The sequence below is a fragment of the Actinomadura sp. 7K507 genome (assembly GCF_004348425.1).
Taxonomy (GTDB): domain Bacteria; phylum Actinomycetota; class Actinomycetes; order Streptosporangiales; family Streptosporangiaceae; genus Spirillospora.
Genome location: NZ_SMKK01000055.1, coordinates 25,268 through 43,962, shown reverse-complemented (window position 1 = coordinate 43,962; position 18,695 = coordinate 25,268). Strand labels below are relative to the sequence as shown.

The following is an 18,695-nucleotide window of genomic DNA, read 5'->3' as shown; positions in this document are numbered from 1 at the left end:
CGATAAGGGCGGGTGCGACAATGACGAGGGAAAGGCGCGCACGTCATGAGTGACGGGTTTCCGGATCTTCCGCAGGCCCCGCCCATCGACGGCGGGCCACGGCCGCCGGCGGCCGCATACGAGCGGTTCACGCGGCAGGCCGTGCTCTACCTGCCCGTCGTCCGGCGCGGTGAGCTGCTCGGGCATCTGTGGGCGGCGGAGTCCAACCCGAAGGCCGCCGGTTTCATCCGGCGGATCGCCGCTCAGGCGGCGGGCGCGGAAGCCGCCGATGTCTGGGGGCGCCGCCTGGACGACGCGCACGGCCGCGGCGTCGCCGCCCCGGACGCGATCCGGCGCTGGGCGGGCGCGGCCGAGGACCCGGTCGGCGGCGCGATCCCGGCGGACGCGCGGGAGCACCGGGCCGCGAACCTCGCCGCCCTCCACGAGCTGACCAACCCCGGCGCGCCGGTGACGCCCGGCCCCCTCGTCCAGGACGGCCTGTACCCGGACGGGACGCCGGCGGACCGCTCGCAGGACTGGGGCCCGCTCGTGAGCGTCCGGCCGCCGTCGTACGCGCAACGGACGACCGGGCCGGTGCTGTTCTTCCCGGTGACGCGCGATGGGGCGGTCCTCGGGTACGTGTGGGCGTCCCTGCCGGAAGACGGGCCGCAAGAAGGGCCGCAGGAGGGGGCGGGCGAGGCCGCGTCCTATCTCCGGCGGACGGCCGCGGGCCGGGACGGAGAGATCGCGGCGGGGCTGTGGGAGGCCCGGCTGGCGCACGCCTTCGGGGAGGGCGTCCCGGCCGCGGAGGCGGTACGCCGCATGCGCGGAACCCCCGAGGACCGGCTCGCCGGCGGTATCGCCGCCGACGCGCAGGAGGGCCGGGCGTCCACGCTGGACGAACTGGACCGCCTGGCACGGGCATGACACCGGGCACGGGCATGACACCGGGCACGGGGCGTGACGCCGGGTGCGGTCGCCGCCGTCACGGATCATCACGGGAGTCGTTGTGAAGCTGGTGAGGAAGACCTATCCGCGGTACTTCGTGTACGACGAAAGGCCGGTCGTCCTCCTGGAGACGCCGGGCGGGGGGCTGGACTGCCTGGCCGCCGACCCCCGCAGCGGGGCCTTCGTGCGCGCCATGCGCTACATCGGCGAGCTGGACTTCAACCGTGACGCCGACATCGACGAGCTGCCGTTCGAGGAGTTCGTCGCCGCCGTGGAGATGTTCCGGGCCCGGAAGGGGCTGGGCGAAGGCACCGTCATGGCCCTCTACGAGACGATGCGCGGGCTTGAGGAGACCGCCCAGGAGGGCGGTGGCAGGCGGCTGACTCCGGAGGAACAGGCACTGATCCGTTCCCTGAGCAAGCGGACGAATCCGCTGTTCGACGAGTCGCTGCGTGAGCGGGGGCTGGCGGGCACCCCGCAGCCGGCGCCCGCGGGGATGCGGATCGCCCGCCTCTTCGACTCCGCCGGCCCGTCGGGCACACCGGTCGTCGAGCGCCCTTCGGTCCCCGAGGGAGAGCGTGAGGGGCTGCTGCGGTATCTGGAGCGCGCCCCGATCGTCCTCGCGGCTCGCGGCTACGACACCGATGTCCTCGATCCCGGCCGCCGCGCGGAGGTACCGATGAGCTACCACACCGACGGCACGTGGATCTGGCCCGGCGCGGTCGCCTACTACCTGCGCGTCCACGGCGTCCCGCCCGAGCCCGACCTGGTCGGTTTCGCACGCGGGAACGGGTTCGCGGTTCCCGAGGTGGACGAGGACGCGCGCCGCGAAGCCGTGGCGACCATCCAGCGGCCGGCGGACACGCCCTGAAATGGCTCCCCCGCAGGCACAGCACGAGCGCGAACTGGTCGCCCGGCTCGCCCCCGAGAGCCCGATCCTGTTCGCGCGGGCCCGTCACGTTCTGCGTGACATGACACGGGACGGCGCCGCCCGATTCCGCGTCGGTGCCGTGGAGCAGGGGTGCCGGTCGGTCCTGCACGGCGAGAACGGCTGGCAGTCCGTTCATCGGCCGGCCGCTTCCACCGACGCGACATCCGGCCAGCCACACGGCCGGGCATCCGACGAGCCACAGGGCCGGGCATCCGGCCATGCGACGGCGAGGGAGGCCACGGCACACGCGGTCGGCGGCCTCCTCGCCGACGAGGGCGTGAGCCTGAACAGCACGATCCTGAAGATCGCAGGCCTGATCACGGTCGACCGGGACACCAACGCCTGGGCCCTCACCGAAACGGGCCAGCGGATCTGGGCCGAGTCCGAGGACGCGGCGCGACCGTCCGGCACATCGTGCATCGCACTGGAAGGGCTCGCCGGACGCGCCGGATACTTCGTCCACCGGCCCGGCCCCGCGCCTTCCGAGGGCCCGTTCATGAACGTCCACACGGTCTTCTCCATGGCGGCCTTCAACCTGCTCCCCGACTCCGCGGGCGAGCCCGGCGAGATCCTGCCGGAGGACACGATCCTCGACGGTTACGGCGACACCGGCGAGGTGTTCCTCTTCGAGCCGGGGACGCCGTTCAACCGGCGCGGCCTGTGGGGCGAGCCCGAACGGCACCCGTACCGCGCCTACCGGGTCCGCGAGCCGCTGCACGTCTACCCGTCCTTCCCCGTCGAGAAGGCGACGATCTCCGTCGAGAACCCCGCCGAGGAGGGCCGCGGTTACTACCTCGTCGACACGATCGCCGCGCTGCTCGCGTCCGGGACGCTGAGCGAGACCACCGGGGCCCCATGACCGACGATCCGGAAACGACGCTGCTCCAGCGGCTGATCGACGAAGTCGCCGGCCTGCTTCCCGACACCTGGGAGAAGGCCACGCTGACCTACCGCGCGATAGGCGATCACGAGGTCGTCCAGCTGACCGGTTCCGAAACGGGACGCCGCTACCCCTCCGGCATCCACGCCGCCGGACGGCGCCTTCCGCGGACCGGCGTCCCTGACCTCCTGCGCCGCCACCGGGAGATCACCTACGACCCGGACGAGGGGCCCTGGGCGGCGTTCACCTACAACCTCTGGAAGAAGGACGGGGTGACCGACTGGGGAGTATCCGCCCGGTCCCCCGCCGAGGTCGCCTGGACGGACGAGATCGCCCCCGCCGACTGCGCCGCCGACCTCCAGCGGTTCCCCCGCCCGGACGGCAGTATCCCCCCGTGGATGCGCACGCTCCTGGACCTCCACGACGCGGCCCAGAACTTCGCCGCCGCCCCACAACGGGAGAACGACCTGGTCGCGCTGCTGCCTGCGGGCAGCGAACGGTTGTTCATGCGGGCCCGCATGAAGCTGGCCGACTTCGTGCCCGGCGCCAGCCCGCTGCGCTTCGGGGTTCCAGCCGAGAACAGCTGGACGGTCGCCCACGCCGACGGCGCCTGGCTGGCCGTCGGGCCCGGCGGTGACGTCTTCCCCTACGCCGAACCGCACCGGGCGGTCGCGCACGCGATGGCGGGCGTGATGACCGATGCCGGGATGGAGGTCAACAGCACGGTACTGATGGACGTGCGGATCCTCAGCCTGCAGCGCAAACCCAAGAAGGGCCAGCAGGCTTGGCTGTTCGGCGACACCGGCAGGGAGCTGAACGTACGCACGGCCGACTCACCACGGCCGCACGGTGACGGCCCATATATATCTCTCGATTCGCTCCACAACCGCCCCGACGGTCACTTCGTCTGCTTCCCTGGCCCCGCCCCAGAGGAAAGCGCGTACGTCTCCGTCCACGACGTGTTCATGATGCTCGCGGAGAACGTCCTCCCCAAACCGGCCCCGGAACCGCAGGCCGCACCGGAACCCCCCAGCGAGGTTCTGGAAGCGGGCATGGAAGTGGACGCCTACGGCGACTCAGCAGGCTCCTTCGTCTACACCGTCGGAACCCCGTTCCTGCGACGCGGCCTGTGGGGATCGCCGAGCGACTACAGCTACCACCTCTACCGCGTGGCGAAGCCGATCCGCGCCTACACCGGCCTCTTCGCCCCAGGCCCCATGGGCAGCGACCCTCAGCCGCCCGACACCGGGATCGGCTTCTACCTCGTCGACTCCATCGCCGACCTCGTGGCGTCCGGCCATCTGGTGGAGATCACCGCTGACCGGGCCGGACACTAAACTCGCGGAACAGGAGGGACAGCCATGACCGACGCTCCAGGCCGAGGGCCGACGCCCTACGACCCGCAGCGCTACGACGAGCTCACCAAGGGCGTCGCGACGCTCCTGGCCCAGGCGGCGCCGGCCGGCTGGAAGCGCATCGACATGAAGGCCCTCATGACCGTCGCGGTGTCCGACATCGCGCTCACCGTCGTCTTGCGGGACGGCTCGTCGCCGCCGGCCGAGCTGCCGCGCGACGTGATCGGCATGCTCGGGGAACTGCGTTCGATGATGTACCGGCCCGGGGCGGGCACCTGGCTGAGCATGCGGCTGATGATGGACCCGCCCGGCGCGTACTACACCAGCTTCAACAACGACTACGACCCGCTCTGGGACCCGGACATCACGGCCGCCGAATGGGCTCAGGACCTGGCCGCGTTCCCGCGCGACGACGAGCACATCCCGGAATGGCTGCGCGGCAGGCTGCAGGAGGCACGGTGAGCGAGCGGCTGGATCCCGCCGAGCAGAACGAGCTTCTCGAAGAGATGACGCTCGTGCTGGTGCACGCGCTCCCGGCCGCGTGGCAGGAGTGCGTGGTCGTCCACCGGGCGGTCGGCTCCCACGGCGAGACGCTGGGGCAGGTGCGCAAGGTCTCCGGGCCGGGCCTGCCCAGCCTGTGGACGCCGCCGCCCGCGCTCGGCGGTCTGTTCGGACGCCTCCGCTCCGGCATGTACGCCGACGGGCTCGGCACCTGGTTCTCCGCCAAGCTGCGGCTCACGTTCCCGTTCACGTACCAGATCGAGTACGGGCGGGACGAGGAGCCCAAGTGGGCCACCGCGCCGCCGCCGGAGGCCTACGCCGAGGACCTTGAGCTCTACCCGCGCGCACCCGAGAACGTCCCGGTCTGGCTGCGGGAGAAGCAGCCGTCCGGCGACAATTAGGCGGCGGGGCACGCACGGTGTCCGATGAGTCGCGCCCGACGTTCGAGCCTCCGGACCAGCGGCTGGACGGTGCGGACCGGACCGCCGGGGAGCCGCCCGCCGACCCACCGGAGCCCGCCGATCTGCCGGTGCCCGTCACGGAGACCGCGAAGTCCCGGTGGCCGCGGATCACGAGGAGGCGCTGGGCGCTGGTCTCCGGTGCGGTCGCGCTGGCCGCCGCGTCCGGGGCCGCCTGGGCCTTGGGCGGCCACGACGGCGGGTCCGCGCCTGCCCGGTTCACCTCGATCCCGGAGCCGTGCCTCCTCGTCCCGGGGTACACGCTCGAACGGCACGTGCCGAACTCCGACGCGCCCGTCCCCGCCAAGGCCGCCACCTCCGCGACCGAGCGGTACGGGGCATGCGAGTGGGCGGAGCCTTCGCTAGGGCCGCCGGGCGCGAAGACGCTCACCGCCCATCGGCTGAACGTCGCGGTACGGCTCCACCTGGGCGGGGCGACGCAGGCGGAGTCCGAGTTCGACGCGGCATGGAACGGCGCCCGGTCCATGGCGGGCAAGTCGCAGGGCGCGGGCGGATCGCTGCACGCCGAGGCCCCCAGCGTCATCGGGATCGGAGACCGGGCGTTCACCCACTACTCGACGCTCAAGGGGCCGCTGGGACGGTCCGGCACCGCGACGGTGACCGTCCGCCTGGACAACGCCGTCATCTCGGTGCGGTACCGGGGAACGACGTCGGAACTCGGCAAGGACGGCTCCCCCAAGGCCGGTGCGTCGAAGGCCCCGGACGAGGAGGCCACCCGGGCGGACGCAGAGACGATCGCGAAGAGCGTCACGGACACGCTCGCGACCTGCGCGGACTGCGTCGGCCCCTGAGCCGTCAGCGGCCGGGAGGCTGGTCCTGCGGGCCAGGCTGGTACGGCGGCTGCGCAGGACCCGGCTGCGCAGATCCCGGCTGCGCAGATCCCGGCTGCGCAGGACCCGGCTGTGCAGGACCCGGCTGTGCAGGACCCGGCTGCGGCGCTCCGAAAGGCTGCGGCGGGGGCGGCACCGTCCCCCCGGGACCGGGCGGCGCCGCGGGCCCACGGCGACGCCGCAGGAGCAGGAACGCGCCGCCGCCCAGGACGAGCAGGACGACCACGGCACCGCCCGCGATCAGCACCGGGAAGCCGCCGGAGTCCTCCTCCTCCGCGGCGGCCGGCTGCGTGGCGCCGGCTCCGGCCTTGGCGCCGCCGACCTTGTCGAGCCGCGCGTACACCGGGTTGGGCGCGGTCGCCGGGACGTCCTGCTTGAGGGCGCGCGGGATGCTGATGACGCCGTACCCCAGCATGTCGTCCTTGCCGCGCGGGCCGAAGTCCTTGGCGGTGGCGGTGAGGCGCTGCACGATCTGGCGGGCCGGCATGTCCGGGTAGCGGCTGCGCAGCAGGGCGACGGCACCGGAGGTCAGCGCGGACGCCTGGCTGGTCCCCTCGCCGGCGGTGAACACGTGGCCCTCCTTGTTGATCCAGCCCACGTCCTGTCCGGGCGCGCCCACCGTGACGTAGTCCTGCCGCTGCGTCGACTTCCAGGGCTTTCCGTTGTGGGCCAACGCCCCGACGGCGACGACACCCGGGCACGACGCCGGATAGGCGGGCTTGTTGTCGAAGTCGCCGGAGTTGCCCGCGCCGGCGACGATCACGGCGTCCTTGCCCGCCGCGTACTTGATCGCTTCGAGCAGTTGCGGCGGGCACTGGTTCGGGTACACGCCGGCGGACGGGCTGGCCTGCGAAATGTTGATCACCTTCGCGCCGTGGTCGGCGGCGAAGCGGACCGCCTTGCCCGTCGTCGGGCCGCTCAGCGAGGGAGCGGCGATCGGCAGGATCTTGGCCTCCGGGGCGACCCCGACGAACCCCGTCTCGGTGCCCTGCGAGGCGATCAGGCTCGCCATCCCGGTGCCGTGGCCGTCCTGGCGGGTGTCGTAGTCCTTCCGGCCGTCGCCGCCCTTGCCTGTCATGTCGCCGCCGGGCAGGACGGCGGGCTTCAGGTCGGGCAGCTGGGCGTTGACCCCGGTGTCGATGACGGCGACCGTCACACCCTTGCCCTTGGTGACGGGCCACACTTCCTTCTGGATGCTCCAGGAGTCGAACCACCACTGCTGCGGGTCAGGACCCGGAACGGCGTGTGCGGGCAGCACCGGGGTCGCCGCCAAGCCGATCGCCACCGCCGACGCCGCCGTCCGAAGCAGCCATCGCATCCGTCGCACACTCCCTAGTCCGTCACGCAGGCCAGCCGGTCACACAGGCCGACCGGTCACGCAGGCCGACCGGTCACACAGGCCGACCGGTCACACAGGCCAGCCGGTCACACAGGCCAGTCCGTCCCACGGGCCGGCCCGTCACACAGGTCCGGGCGTCCGGAGACCGAAGCCGCCGGCCGCCCGTGCGCCACGCGTTCACCCGGGTTCAGCCGATCACCGGGGGCGCGGTGTCGTCGTCACCGCCCCAGACGTCCTCGTCCTCGGACAGCCAGGTCTGGCGGTCGCGCTCCTCGCCCTGACCGCCCTGGCCGCCGCCCGCGCCCATCGGCATGCCGCCCATGGGCATGCCGCCGCGCATGCCGGCACCGCGTCCGGCCGCGCCCATCGCGCCGCCGCCTGGACCCGTACCGCCCGCGCCCGCGCCGGGGCCGCCGAAACCGCCCGGGTCGGCGCCGAAGCCGCCGCCGGGCATACCGCCGCCGGGCATTCCACCGCCACCGCCGGGCATTCCACCGCCGCCACCGGGCATGCCCGCCAGATCGGAGCTGGGGGCCCCGCTGAGCGATCCGCCGCCACCCGGCAGGCCGCTGCCACCGGGTACACCGGACAGGTGCGGTCCACCGCCGCCGCCCGGCGCGAACGGGCCGCCGTCACCGCCCGGGTTCCACGAGCCCGGACCGCTCCCCGGACCGCCGGAGAACGGTGAGGCACCGTCGGAGGCCGGGAGACCGGAGCCGCCGAATGACCCGCCGGGGCCGCCGCCTCCGAACGGGCCGGGGCCGCCCGAACCGGGGCCCGGACCGCCGTAGGGCGGCCCGTCCTCGCCTCCGTTGCCGACACCGGACGGGAGGTCCTTCTCGATCTTGAGCGGGTGACCGTCGAACGCCTCCTTCATGCGCCCGATGAACCTGTTCATCAGCTCGCGGGCGTTGTCGTCGTCCCCGCCGGTGTGGACCCAGCCGTCGGTCATGGTCTCGCCCTGGGTCTTGTACCAGTCGAGGACGTCGTGCTTGTACCAGGCGTAGAGCGAGGCGTTCCGGTGGCTGTCGTCGGAGAGGGTCCCTGCGGTGTTGTACACCTGCCCGAGCTGGTCGAGGGCCTTCTGCGCGGCCTCGCCCTTCCAGTGCGTGACGATCTTGTTGGCGAAGTTGTTGCGGAGTTCGTCGGTCATCTCGGCCAGGGCTTCCGCCGCGTCCTTGTAGGCGGTCGAGGCGTCACCGACCTTGCCCGGATTCAGGCTCTTCAGCTTGTTCTTGACGTCTTCATGGCTCATCTCGCCGGCGTCGTGGGTCCCGAAGCTCAGCCCGTCTCTGATCGGGTACTGCTCGGCGTTCTCTCCCATCGATCCTCCTTCCGGGGTCGGTGATCAGCTGAGGTTCGGGTTGCCGCTCGGGTCGACGCCGTTCACGGTCGACTGGGTGTTGCCGTGAGCGGTCTCGTACTGGTCCGCCGTCGTCCTGAGCTTCTGGATCACACTCTTGTAGGCGGTTTCGATGGCGCCGATGTACTGCTGGAAGCCGGACTTGCTCGCGTTCACCACGCCGATGAACTGCTCGGAGCCCTGGATGTTGCCGAGGTCGCCCTGCGTCACCGAGGTGGTGCCGACCTTGTCGAGCTTGCGCTTCCAGATGTCCAGCTTGTACTGCATGTCACCGGCCAGCGACCGGAGCTCCGCCGGATCCACGTCGTAGCCGTCTCCGGCCTTCGCGTCCCATTCGCCGCGCTGTGGCTCGGTGCCGCGCGGAAGGGCGTTGTCCGGATCGTCCCAATTGCCGGCGTCGGCTCCAGCGCTGTACTCGAAGTACAGTTCGCGCTGCCTCGCCTCAGAGAGGTTGTTCCACTCGTCACGGGTCATTCCGACGACGGACTCGTACTCCGGAATCTCGCCGCTTTCGTCCCTCCCGGCGGAGCCCGCGTACCTCTGGTGCTCGATCGTCGCGAGTTCCGCGTCTGTCAGGTAGTAATCGCTCACCGCTCACCCTCCCGGCGATTCACGTCTGTCCCGGCACGACTACGTCGTGCGGGCCCGCGCCGGGCACGCACGACGTAGCCGAACCTCACAGGACCGGGCCTTTCGGCGCCGGGCCTCTCGGGTCGTGCGTCAGCCCGACCACGTGTTGAGGTTCGCGCGCTCCGCGCCGCTGTAGTTGCTGTGGGCGTCGCCGATGGTGACACCGAGCTGGCTGAGGATCTGGCCGATCTGGGCGGCGGCGGTGTCCCACTGGCGCTTGGCGTCCCAGTAGGCGCTTCGCGCGCCGCCCTCCCACTGGCTGAGGCTGTTCTCGAGGACCTTCTCGAGGTCGTCGAGCTCGTCGACCAGCGCGCGGTAGGCCAGCGTGAAGTCCGCCTGGGCCTGCTGCATCTGACCGAAATTTGCCTTGGTGTAGCTGTCGCTCACGATGGAGTCCTTCGATCGGAGGGAAGTCTGCTGACGGGACCGGTCAGGTGCCGCCGTTGAGCAGCAAGTTGATCTTGTTGACCGCGTCCTGCTGCTCCTGCTCCGCGCTCTCATACGTGATCTTGGTCTGCACCAGCTTCTGGTGCATGCCCTCGAGAGCGGTCCGGACCTTGGTCATCTCGCTCTGGAACTCGTTGAAGACCCGGTCGAACGACACCGCGGCGTTACCGGACCACCCGGCCATCAGCTGGCCCTTGTGCCCGTCCAGCCTGGTCTGCAGGCCCTTGACGATGCCCGCGGAGTCCTCGATCCGCGTTGCGGCCTGCTGCATGGCTGCTCTGTCGACTGCGGACTGGTCAGTCACAGTGTCACCTCCGTAGCGATTTTTGGTCGCGGGCCGCAGGAGACGGGGGAGCCATCCGCCTTGCGCCGGCAGACTCGGGAGCCCTCCTGACGGCACGAGATCTAGAGATCATAGGTGTTTGCCGCTATCTAGGTCGACGCGGTTGATGATCTCCCGGTTCATGTGACCTACAGCACGTTCGTCCCCTTCACTTCACCCTCCCCGCGACGTCGACACCGGCTTGCGCGCCAGGGTCGGATCGAGCGCCGGCCCCTGCGGGATCAGGTGGATGACGCTGGAGGGGACGGGCGCGGCCTTCCCGGGGTCGTATCCGATCTTCTTGGCGACGTCCGCCGACGGCAGCGCGAACCGGACCCCCTGGTCGTTGACCAGGGACAGCGACCCCGAGCCGCCGCCCCCGACGGTGGTGGTGTCCCCGCCCGCGGGCACGAGGCTCATCAACGCCGCGCCGCCCGGCGGCAGCACCATCTGGTCGACCGTCCCGGTCCCCCCGGCGCTGCCGGAACCGAGCGCGCCGGTGGACGGCGCCGGGAGCGACCCGCCGACGGTCAGCCGCGCCTTCGGCGAACCGACCGGGAACACCGCGCAGAGCGGCGTCGCGGTATCCCAGGAGACGAACTTCGGTAGCGTCGGAGGAAGGTTGTTGTCCAGCAGCCGCGTCGCCGACGCCATCCGCTGCGCCGACGGGACGTCGGTCGGCAGCGGCCTGGCCTGCTCGCCCGGGTAGGCGTCGGCGGTCTTCACGTCGCGCAGCAGCAGCTGCGCCTGCGTCTCGTTGATCTGCGAGAGCCCGTCGGCGAGCAGCACGTACCAGAGCGCCTGCCCGCCGGCGCCCGTCTCGGCCTTGAACACCTGGCCGACCCGGGCCTTCCCGCCGCGGGGACCGGACACCTCCTTGCCCCGCTCCGGGACGTTCGGGGAGCCGAAGTTGCCCGCGGCGGGGATCGTGTTCAGCCACGTCGCCGGGACCTCGACGGCCGCGGGCCCGCCGGTCAGCGCCGTGACCTGGTTCGCCGGGACGGTCAGCTGCATGCGGTGGTCCTGCCAGACCACCCACGATGTGCCGCCGCTCTGCACCACGACGGCCTCACCGCCGCCCAGCCCGCGCCCGCCGACCTTCCGCCCCGCGGCGAGTGCGGTGACCTGCCGTTTCACGCCGGTGGGCCCGGCCGCCTCCCGCGTGCACACCGACCAGGGGCCGCGGACCAGCTGCTCGTCGTCCGGCAGCGAGTCCGGCGCGCCCGGGATGCCGATCATCGCGCCGCGCTCGAACCCGTCCAGCGACTTGCGCGACACGCTGCGCCGCTCGGGCTCGCCGTCGGAGTCGAGGGCGAGCAGCGCCGACGCGTAGTTCGCGACGGGGAACATCTTCTTGGTGTTGGCGTCGTAGATGTACTTGGTCCCGGTCTCCTTCTCGATGATCAGCTTGCCGGGCTCGTCCAGGCCCTTGGCGCCGCCCGGGGACAGCAGCCCCCAGATGCCGAATACCGCGATGATCAGGAGGCCGACCAGCACCCCGATGAACGCGCCCACCGAAAGCCGCCGCATCGGCGATTCGGCGACGTCGGGCTCGCCCTGCAGCAGGGCGAGCCCGACCCGCTGCGTCATCAGGCGATGCGCCTGGTAGAGATCCCGCCGGCTCTGCATCAGCGCGTCACCCGGCCAGCCCGCGGACGCGGGCGTAGACGTCGAGCACCGCCAGCGCGAGCGGGATCAGCGCGATCATCACGATCATGTCCAGGATGTCGCCCCACCGGCCCCAGACGGGCGTGGGCCGGTGGCCCGGCAGCCACAGCGTCACCGCGATGACGATGCCGGTGAGCACCAGCAGCGGGACCAGCGCCGCGGCGAGCGCGATCACCTGGCTGGCGTGCAGCGCCAGTCCGATCACCGTCAGCACCAGGCCGAGCAGCCCGATCACGAGCATCCACGAGCGCTGCGCGACGCCGCGGAAGACCCGGGCTCGCAGCAGCAGCGACACCGACATCACCGCGGTCATCGTGGGACCGGCCCAGCCGCCGGTGTCGAACAGGAACAGCATCGCCCCGCCCGCGACGAGCGCGATCGCGGCGATCAGCCCGGTGGAGAACCGGTCCGCGGCGGCGGTCCGGGTGAGCACCTCCCGGCCGTTCACCGTCTCGGTGTCGCGGCGCAGGTCCTCCGCGCTGCTCGGCACGGGAGGCAGCGGCATCCGCGCCAGCTTGAACGACAGCGACGGCACGGCCGCGAAGAACATCATCACGACGACCGCGGAGACGGCGGCGATGCCCGCGGCCGGCAGGTCGCCGAACGCGAACCCGACGCCGGACCCGATCGCGCCGACCAGCGCGGCGAACGCGATGCCGAGGAAGACCGGCAGCCCGTCCGCGACGGCGAACGCGGCGATGATCGCGGCGAGCGCGGTCACCCCGAACGCGGCGAGCAGGTGCGGCGCACCGAAGCCGAGCAGTTCCAGGTCCTCGCGGGCGGGCGCGGTCAGCCCGGCGAGGAACGCGTGCGGGAGCGCCGCGTAGCCGAGGATGACGCCCGCGCCGGAATCGGCGATCGCCCGCGACAGCGCCGCCGCCACGATCAGGATGAGCAGCGCGAGCAGCCCGGCGGCGACGGCGGGCACGATCCACGGCGGCCCGGACAGCGCGATCACGATCGCGCCGACGAGCAGCGCGACGCCGCCGGCGCCGAGACCGAACGAGCGCGTCGTGGTGGGACGCCAGCGGTCCGTGCGTTCCCGGATCCCGGAGGCGATCACGTCGGCGACGTCATCGAACGACATCTCCGGAAGCTGCTCCATCCGCGGCCGGAAGTACAGGATCTCGCCGTCCCGGACGCCGAGCGCGCTCATCGTCTGGGCGGCGTCGAACGGTTCCGAGTCCAGTCGCTGCAGGACCCAGCCGGAGTGGGCGAGGCCCGCGTCCGCCAGGTCCTCCCCCGCCGCGCGCAGCAGCGTGGGAAGCATGTGCGCCAGGGGGACGTCCGCGGGCAGGCTCACGTCGACCCGTCGCCTCGGGGCGACGAGGGTGACCCTGCAGAGTTCGGTTGTGGCGGGCGAATTCACGGGAGCTCCCGACCTCCATGTCCGATCATGTCCGATCAGCGGCTCATGTCCGATCAGCGGCGGATCTGATCGACGCGCAGCTTAGGATGTGACGCCGGGCTACCGTAAATCAACCTCAAGCATCTATCAGCACCCGCGGGCCGGCCGCTCCCCGGACCCACGCCGCCGCCCGCGGGACGGCTCCCGGAGGAACGCCGAGGTGAGCACGATCCTGGTCCGGCGCAAGGAGCGCCGCAAACCTCCCCCCGCCCCCAAAGGCGAGCTGCTGCTGGAGTCTCCGCCGGAGATCCCGGAGACGCAGACCGGCGGCCTGCAGAACGTGCTCATGTACGCGCCGATGGCCATCATGCCGCTCATGATGGGCCTGATGCTGCTGGGCGGCGGCACCCGGAGCCCGATCATGATGATCGGCAGCGGCGGCATGGCGCTGGCGATGGGCGCCATGATGCTCGGCCAGGTCGGCCGCGGCTCCGGCGACCGCAAGTTCAAGCTGAACGGCGCGCGGCGCGACTACTTCCGCTACCTCAGCCAGGCGCGCCGCAAGGTGCGCCGCGCGGCCGAGCAGCAGCGCGAGTCGCTGGAATGGAACAGCCCCGCCCCCGATTCGCTGTGGTCGCTGGTGATGAGCGCCCGGATCTGGGAGCGCCGCCCGTCCGACTCCGACTTCGGCAACGTGCGGATCGGCGCCGGGCCGCAGAAGCTCGCCGTCCAGCTGATCCCGCCGGAGACCCGCCCGGTGGAGGACCTGGAGCCGATGACGGCCGGGGCGCTGCGGCGCTTCGTGCGGGCGCACTCGACGGTGCCCAACCTGCCCGTGGCGGTGTCGCTGCCGTCGTTCACGCGGATCCTGCCGATGGGCGACCTGGACGCGGCGCGCGGGATGGTCCGCGCCATGGTGGCGCAGCTCACAGCGTTCCACTCCCCCGACGACATGCGGGTCAGCGTGTGCGCGTCGCCCGAGGCGATGCCCCACTGGGACTGGGTCAAGTGGCTGCCGCACGCGATGCACCCGACGGCGACGGACGCGGCCGGCCCCGTCCGCCTGATGACCGGCACGCTGTCCGAACTCGAGCGGATGCTCGGGAACGAGGTGAAGGACCGGGCGCGGTTCACCCCCGGCCTGCAGCAGAGCGACCTGCCCTACCACGTCGTGATCATGGACGGCGGCGCCGTCACGCCCGACTCGCAGATCGGCTCGGACGGCATCGAGGGCGTCTGCGTCATCGACCTCACCGGCCATGTCGCGCCGACCTCCGACAGCACGATGCTGCGGCTGCGGGTCGCGCCCGACAAGATGGCGATGCTGCGCCGCGACCGCACCGGCAAGGACGTGCCGAGCTCCCTCGGCCGGCCCGACCACTTCAGCTACGTCCAGGCGGACGGGCTCGCCCGGCAGCTCGCCCCGCTGCGGGCCAGCACCGCCACCGGCCCGGAGATGGACGCCCTGTCCTCCGCCACGACGCTGACGACGCTGCTCGGCGTCCCCGACCCCGCCCAGGTCGACACCCGGCAGGTGTGGCAGCCGCGGGCGCCGCGGAACCGGCTGCGGGTACCGATCGGGCTGGACTCCGACGGCCGCCCCATCGAGCTGGACATCAAGGAGGCCGCGCAGGGCGGCTACGGACCGCACGGCCTGTGCATCGGCGCGACCGGCTCCGGCAAGTCGGAACTGCTGCGCACCCTGGTGCTCGGCCTGGCGATGACGCACTCGTCCGAGGTGCTGAACTTCGTCCTCGTCGACTTCAAGGGCGGCGCGACGTTCCTCGGCATGGACGGCCTGCAGCACGTCTCGGCGATCATCACGAACCTCGAGGACGAGCTGCCGCTCGTCGACCGCATGTACGACGCGCTGCACGGCGAGATGGTGCGGCGGCAGGAGTGGCTGCGCGCCGCCGGCAACTACGCCTCGCTGCGCGACTACGAGAAGGCCCGCGAGCAGGGCGCGCCGCTCAGGCCGATGCCGACCCTGTTCGTCGTGCTGGACGAGTTCTCCGAGCTGCTGTCCGCCAAGCCCGACTTCGCCGAGCTGTTCGTCATGATCGGGCGGCTCGGGCGCTCGCTCGGCGTCCACCTGCTGCTCGCGTCGCAGCGGCTGGAGGAGGGCAAGCTGCGCGGCCTGGACACGCACCTGTCCTACCGGATCGGCCTCCGCACGTTCTCGTCGGCGGAGTCGCGCGTCGTCCTCGGCGTGCCCGACGCCTACGAGCTGCCCCAGGCGCCCGGCAACGGCTACCTCAAGATCGGGACCGAGTCGATGACGCGGTTCCGCGCCGCGTACGTCTCCGGCACGTACAAGCCGGAGGATGACCTGGCGCGGGAGTCGTCGCGGCAGGGACCGCGGCAGCTCGCGCAGATCGTCCCGTTCACCCCCGCATACGTGCGGCCCCACATGCAGGAGCAGCCGGACCAGGAGCAGGGGCGGCGCGGCCAGGAGGACGAGGGCCCGCAGATCAGCCTGTTCGACCTCGTCGTCCGGCAGCTCGCCGGGCACGGGCCGCCGCCGCACCCGATCTGGCTGCCGCCGCTGGCGGAACCGTCCACCCTCGACCAGGTGCTGCCGCAGCTCCAGCAGACGCCCGACTTCGGATACACCACGGCGGGCTGGGACGGCCGGGGACGGCTGCACGCTTTCGCGGGCATCGTCGACAAGCCGTTCGACCAGCGCCGCGACCCGATGTGGCTGGACCTGTCCGGAGCCGCCGGGCACATCGGCATCGCCGGCAACCCGCAGTCGGGCAAGTCGACCGTGCTGCGGACGATCCTCGCCTCGCTGGCGCTCATGCACACGCCGCAGGAGGTGCAGTTCTACTGCCTGGACTTCGGCGGCGGCGCGCTCGCGCCGCTGGCGGACCTGCCGCACATCGGCGGCGTCGCGAGCCGCCTGGACCCCGATCGCGTCCGCCGGACGGTCGCCGAGGTGTCCGGGCTGCTGGAGTCGCGGGAACGGTTCTTCACCGAGCGCGGCATCGACTCGATGGGCACCTACCGGCGGATGCGGGCCGAGGGGCAGATCGCCGGGGACGGCTTCGGCGACGTGTTCCTCGTCGTCGACAACTGGCTGACCGTCCGGCAGGAGTTCGAGGCGATCGAGGGGACGATCACCGACCTGGCCGCGCGCGGCCTCGGCTACGGCATCCACGTCATCGCGGCGACGAACAAGTGGTCGGAGTTCCGGCTGACGATCCGCGACCTGTTCCAGACGCGGCTGGAGCTGAAGCTCGGCGACCCCTACGAGTCGGAGATGGACCGCAAGCTCGCCGCGAACGTCCCCGAGGGGCGTCCGGGACGCGGGATCACCCGGGAGGGCCTGCACTTCCTCGGCGCGCTGCCCCGCGTCGACGGCCGGCAGACCTCCGGCGACCTCGCCGACGGCGTCCGGCACCTGGTGCGGACGATCCAGACCGGCTGGGAGGGCCGCCCGCCCGCGCCGCCCGTCCGGATGCTCCCGGACATGCTCCCGCACACGCGGCTGCCCGCCGTCACCGAGACCGGCAAGCGTGTCCCGATCGGGATCGACGAGGGCACCCTGTCGCCCGTCCTGCTGGACTTCGACAACGACCCGCACTTCGTCGTTCTCGGCGACAACGAGTGCGGCAAGTCCAACCTGCTGCGGCTCATCGTCGAGTCGATCAAGGCCCGGTACACGACCGACGAGGCCCGGATCATCATGCTCGACTACCGCCGCGCCCTGCTGGACTCGGCGGAGAGCGAGCACGTCATCGGGTTCGCCGCGTCCTCGACGGCCGCGAACGGGCTGATGAAGGACACCAACGGCGCCCTCGTGAACCGGCTCCCGCCGTCCGACCTGACGCCCGACCAGCTGCGCAACAGGTCGTGGTGGAGCGGGGCGGAGCTGTTCCTGGTCGTGGACGACTACGACCTGGTCGCCACCCCGTCCGGCAACCCGCTCGCGCAGCTCGCCGAGCTGCTGCCGCAGGCCCGCGACATCGGCATGCACCTGATCATCTCGCGCACGATGGGCGGTGCGGGCCGCGCCATGTTCGACCCGGTCCTGCAGCGGCTCAAGGACATGGCCAGCCCGGCGCTGATCATGTCCGGCAACAAGGACGAGGGCAACCTGTTCGACGTCCGGCCGAGCCCGCTGCCCACCGGCCGCGGCACCCATTCCGACCGCCGCGCCGGCAAGCGCCTCGTCCAGACCGCCTACTACGAGCAGTGACCGGAGCCGCGAACAGCGACCCGGGCCACGAACAGCGACCGGGGCCACGAGCAGTGACGGAGGGGCGGAGGCTCAGTCGTTCCGCGGCTCGTCGTTGGGGACGGCGGCGCGTCCCGGTTTCCAGCCGCGCTTGCGGCCGAGGGGGATGATCGCACCGCCGAACGCCACGAGCATCGCGAGCGCGAGGCCGCCGCCCGCGACGGCGAGGCCCATGTCGCGGGTCCGGTGGTCGACGGGTTCCGGCTTCGCGATCGGGACGGCGCCGCCCATCGGCCGGTCACCGGCCGCGCCGGGCTTGGCGTTCGGGTCGATCAGCGCGGACACCGCCTGCAGCGGACTGATCATGCCGTGCCCGCTTCCCTGCCCGTTGCCGCCCTCGGCGGTGATCAGGATCCGGTTGATGACCTGCTGGTAGGTCAGCTTGGGATGCCGGGCGCGCACCAGTGCCGCCACCCCCGACGCGTAGGGGGCGCCGAAGCTCGTGCCCTGCAGGCCGCCCACGTAGCCGTCGCCGAGGGTCGAGACGACGTTCTGGCCGGGCGCCGACACGTCGACCCGGGTCTTGAGGTTCGAGAAGTTCGCGATCGTCCCGGCCTCGTCCACCGCGGCGACCGACAGGACGCCCTTGTAGCTCGCCGGATAGGACGCGCTCTCCTCGCCGCGCTGGTTCTCGGTGACGTTGCCCGCCGACGCGACGATCAGGGCGTCGCTCTTCTGCGCCTTCTTGACGGCCTCGCGCAGCGCCGGGGTGTCCGGGGCGTCCGCCGACACGTTGATCACCTTGGCGCCCTTGCCGGCGGCCCAGGAGATGGCCTTGGGGAGCAGGGTGCTGTCGTTCGTGCTCTCCCCGCTGGACCACTTGGCGTTCAGCAGCGTGGCCTGCGGCGCGACCCCCACGAACGGGACGTCCTGGGAGCGCAGGTCGCTCGCGGCGATGATGCCGGCGACCTGGGTGCCGTGGCCGAGGCAGTCGTCGGCCACGGTCTTCGTCGCGTCGAAGTCCGCCGCGACCTTGCTCTTCAGCTGCGGATGGCCGGTGTCGACGCCGCTGTCGACGACCGCGACGGTCACGCCCTTGCCCCTGGTGATCGGCCACGCCTGTTCGAAGTCCAGGCGCCGCTGCGCCCACGGCTCCACCGTGATGGCCGAGGCGGGCTGCCCGGCGGGCTTGTTGCACTCCGGCTTGGGCTTCGCCGGCTTCTCCGGCTTCTTGCTGGGGGTCGGCGCCGCCACGGGGCGGTCCCCCGGCGCCGCCGGTGCCGCCGCCGCGGTCGGCGCGAACACCAGAACCGACGTCAGGGCCAGGCCACCGGTCCCCGCCGCGAGTCGCCCTCCGCGCATTCCTCGTCTCCCCTTGACGTGTGCGAACCCCACGACCTTGAACACGACCTTAGAACGACCACGACTCTAAATGATCGACGCCGGGGAGGGGGACGTCCCCGACGATGACCTCGAACCCACCCATTGGCATCCA

General features: G+C 71.9%; 16 protein-coding genes. 8 read left to right on the top strand and 8 right to left on the bottom strand.

What is annotated here, in order from left to right; all coding sequences use genetic code 11:
- Positions 1–45 precede the first annotated feature (45 nt).
- The 7 genes from E1285_RS14995 (at position 46) to E1285_RS14965 (ending at position 5,864) form a co-directional block, all read left to right on the top strand.
- Entirely contained in the window at positions 46–906 is an 861-nt protein-coding gene (locus E1285_RS14995) for a hypothetical protein (protein ID WP_132152347.1), read from the top strand.
- A gap of 82 nt (positions 907–988) precedes the next feature.
- Positions 989–1,798 (top strand): hypothetical protein, encoded by an 810-nt coding sequence (locus E1285_RS14990; RefSeq protein ID WP_132152345.1) that lies wholly within the window; start codon positions 989–991, stop codon positions 1,796–1,798.
- A 1-nt stretch (position 1,799) separates the two neighbouring features.
- Positions 1,800–2,717, top strand: coding sequence for a glycohydrolase toxin TNT-related protein (locus tag E1285_RS14985; RefSeq protein ID WP_132152343.1), 918 nt, complete (start codon positions 1,800–1,802; stop codon positions 2,715–2,717).
- The gene (locus tag E1285_RS14980) at positions 2,714–4,075 is read left to right on the top strand and encodes a TNT domain-containing protein (protein ID WP_132152341.1); all 1,362 of its coding nucleotides are present in this window, start codon (positions 2,714–2,716) and stop codon (positions 4,073–4,075) included. The genes E1285_RS14985 and E1285_RS14980 overlap by 4 nt, the downstream gene beginning before the upstream one ends.
- Positions 4,076–4,099: 24 nt before the next feature.
- Complete coding sequence (locus tag E1285_RS14975; RefSeq protein ID WP_132152339.1) at positions 4,100–4,555, top strand: hypothetical protein; 456 nt, start codon at positions 4,100–4,102, stop codon at positions 4,553–4,555.
- Positions 4,552–4,995, top strand: a complete 444-nt coding sequence (locus tag E1285_RS14970; RefSeq protein WP_132152337.1) for a hypothetical protein — start codon at positions 4,552–4,554, stop codon at positions 4,993–4,995. Before E1285_RS14975 ends, E1285_RS14970 begins: the two co-directional genes overlap by 4 nt.
- Before the next feature lie 17 nt (positions 4,996–5,012).
- Positions 5,013–5,864: a hypothetical protein gene (locus E1285_RS14965; protein WP_132152335.1), complete on the top strand. Its 852-nt coding sequence runs from the start codon at positions 5,013–5,015 to the stop codon at positions 5,862–5,864.
- Between the two features lie 4 nt (positions 5,865–5,868).
- Here the strand turns inward: E1285_RS14965 and mycP are convergent, their stop codons facing one another.
- From mycP to eccD, 7 genes are all read right to left on the bottom strand, one after another.
- On the bottom strand, positions 5,869–7,221 hold the full coding sequence (mycP, locus tag E1285_RS14960) for a type VII secretion-associated serine protease mycosin (protein ID WP_132152333.1): 1,353 nt from the start codon (positions 7,219–7,221) through the stop codon (positions 5,869–5,871).
- 208 nt (positions 7,222–7,429) lie between these two features.
- Positions 7,430–8,566, bottom strand: coding sequence for a hypothetical protein (locus tag E1285_RS48175; protein WP_132152331.1), 1,137 nt, complete (start codon positions 8,564–8,566; stop codon positions 7,430–7,432).
- Between the two features lie 24 nt (positions 8,567–8,590).
- Entirely contained in the window at positions 8,591–9,196 is a 606-nt protein-coding gene (locus E1285_RS14950; RefSeq protein WP_132152329.1) for a hypothetical protein, read from the bottom strand.
- Positions 9,197–9,325: 129 nt separating this feature from the next.
- Positions 9,326–9,622, bottom strand: a complete 297-nt coding sequence (locus tag E1285_RS14945; protein WP_165966620.1) for a WXG100 family type VII secretion target — start codon at positions 9,620–9,622, stop codon at positions 9,326–9,328.
- A gap of 43 nt (positions 9,623–9,665) precedes the next feature.
- Complete coding sequence (locus E1285_RS14940; protein WP_132152325.1) at positions 9,666–9,986, bottom strand: WXG100 family type VII secretion target; 321 nt, start codon at positions 9,984–9,986, stop codon at positions 9,666–9,668.
- 192 nt (positions 9,987–10,178) lie between these two features.
- Complete coding sequence (eccB, locus tag E1285_RS14935) at positions 10,179–11,633, bottom strand: type VII secretion protein EccB (RefSeq protein ID WP_132152323.1); 1,455 nt, start codon at positions 11,631–11,633, stop codon at positions 10,179–10,181.
- 7 nt (positions 11,634–11,640) lie between these two features.
- A complete protein-coding gene (gene eccD / locus E1285_RS14930) occupies positions 11,641–13,041 on the bottom strand; it encodes a type VII secretion integral membrane protein EccD (RefSeq protein WP_132152321.1) in 1,401 nt (466 codons plus the stop codon).
- Positions 13,042–13,240: 199 nt separating this feature from the next.
- Between eccD and eccCa the strand changes: the two genes are divergently transcribed.
- On the top strand, positions 13,241–17,221 hold the full coding sequence (gene eccCa, locus E1285_RS14925) for a type VII secretion protein EccCa (RefSeq protein WP_132152319.1): 3,981 nt from the start codon (positions 13,241–13,243) through the stop codon (positions 17,219–17,221).
- A gap of 72 nt (positions 17,222–17,293) precedes the next feature.
- Here eccCa and E1285_RS14920 read toward each other — a convergent pair whose 3' ends face one another.
- A complete protein-coding gene (locus E1285_RS14920) occupies positions 17,294–18,562 on the bottom strand; it encodes a S8 family serine peptidase (RefSeq protein WP_132152317.1) in 1,269 nt (422 codons plus the stop codon).
- Between the last annotated feature and the right edge of the window lie 133 nt (positions 18,563–18,695).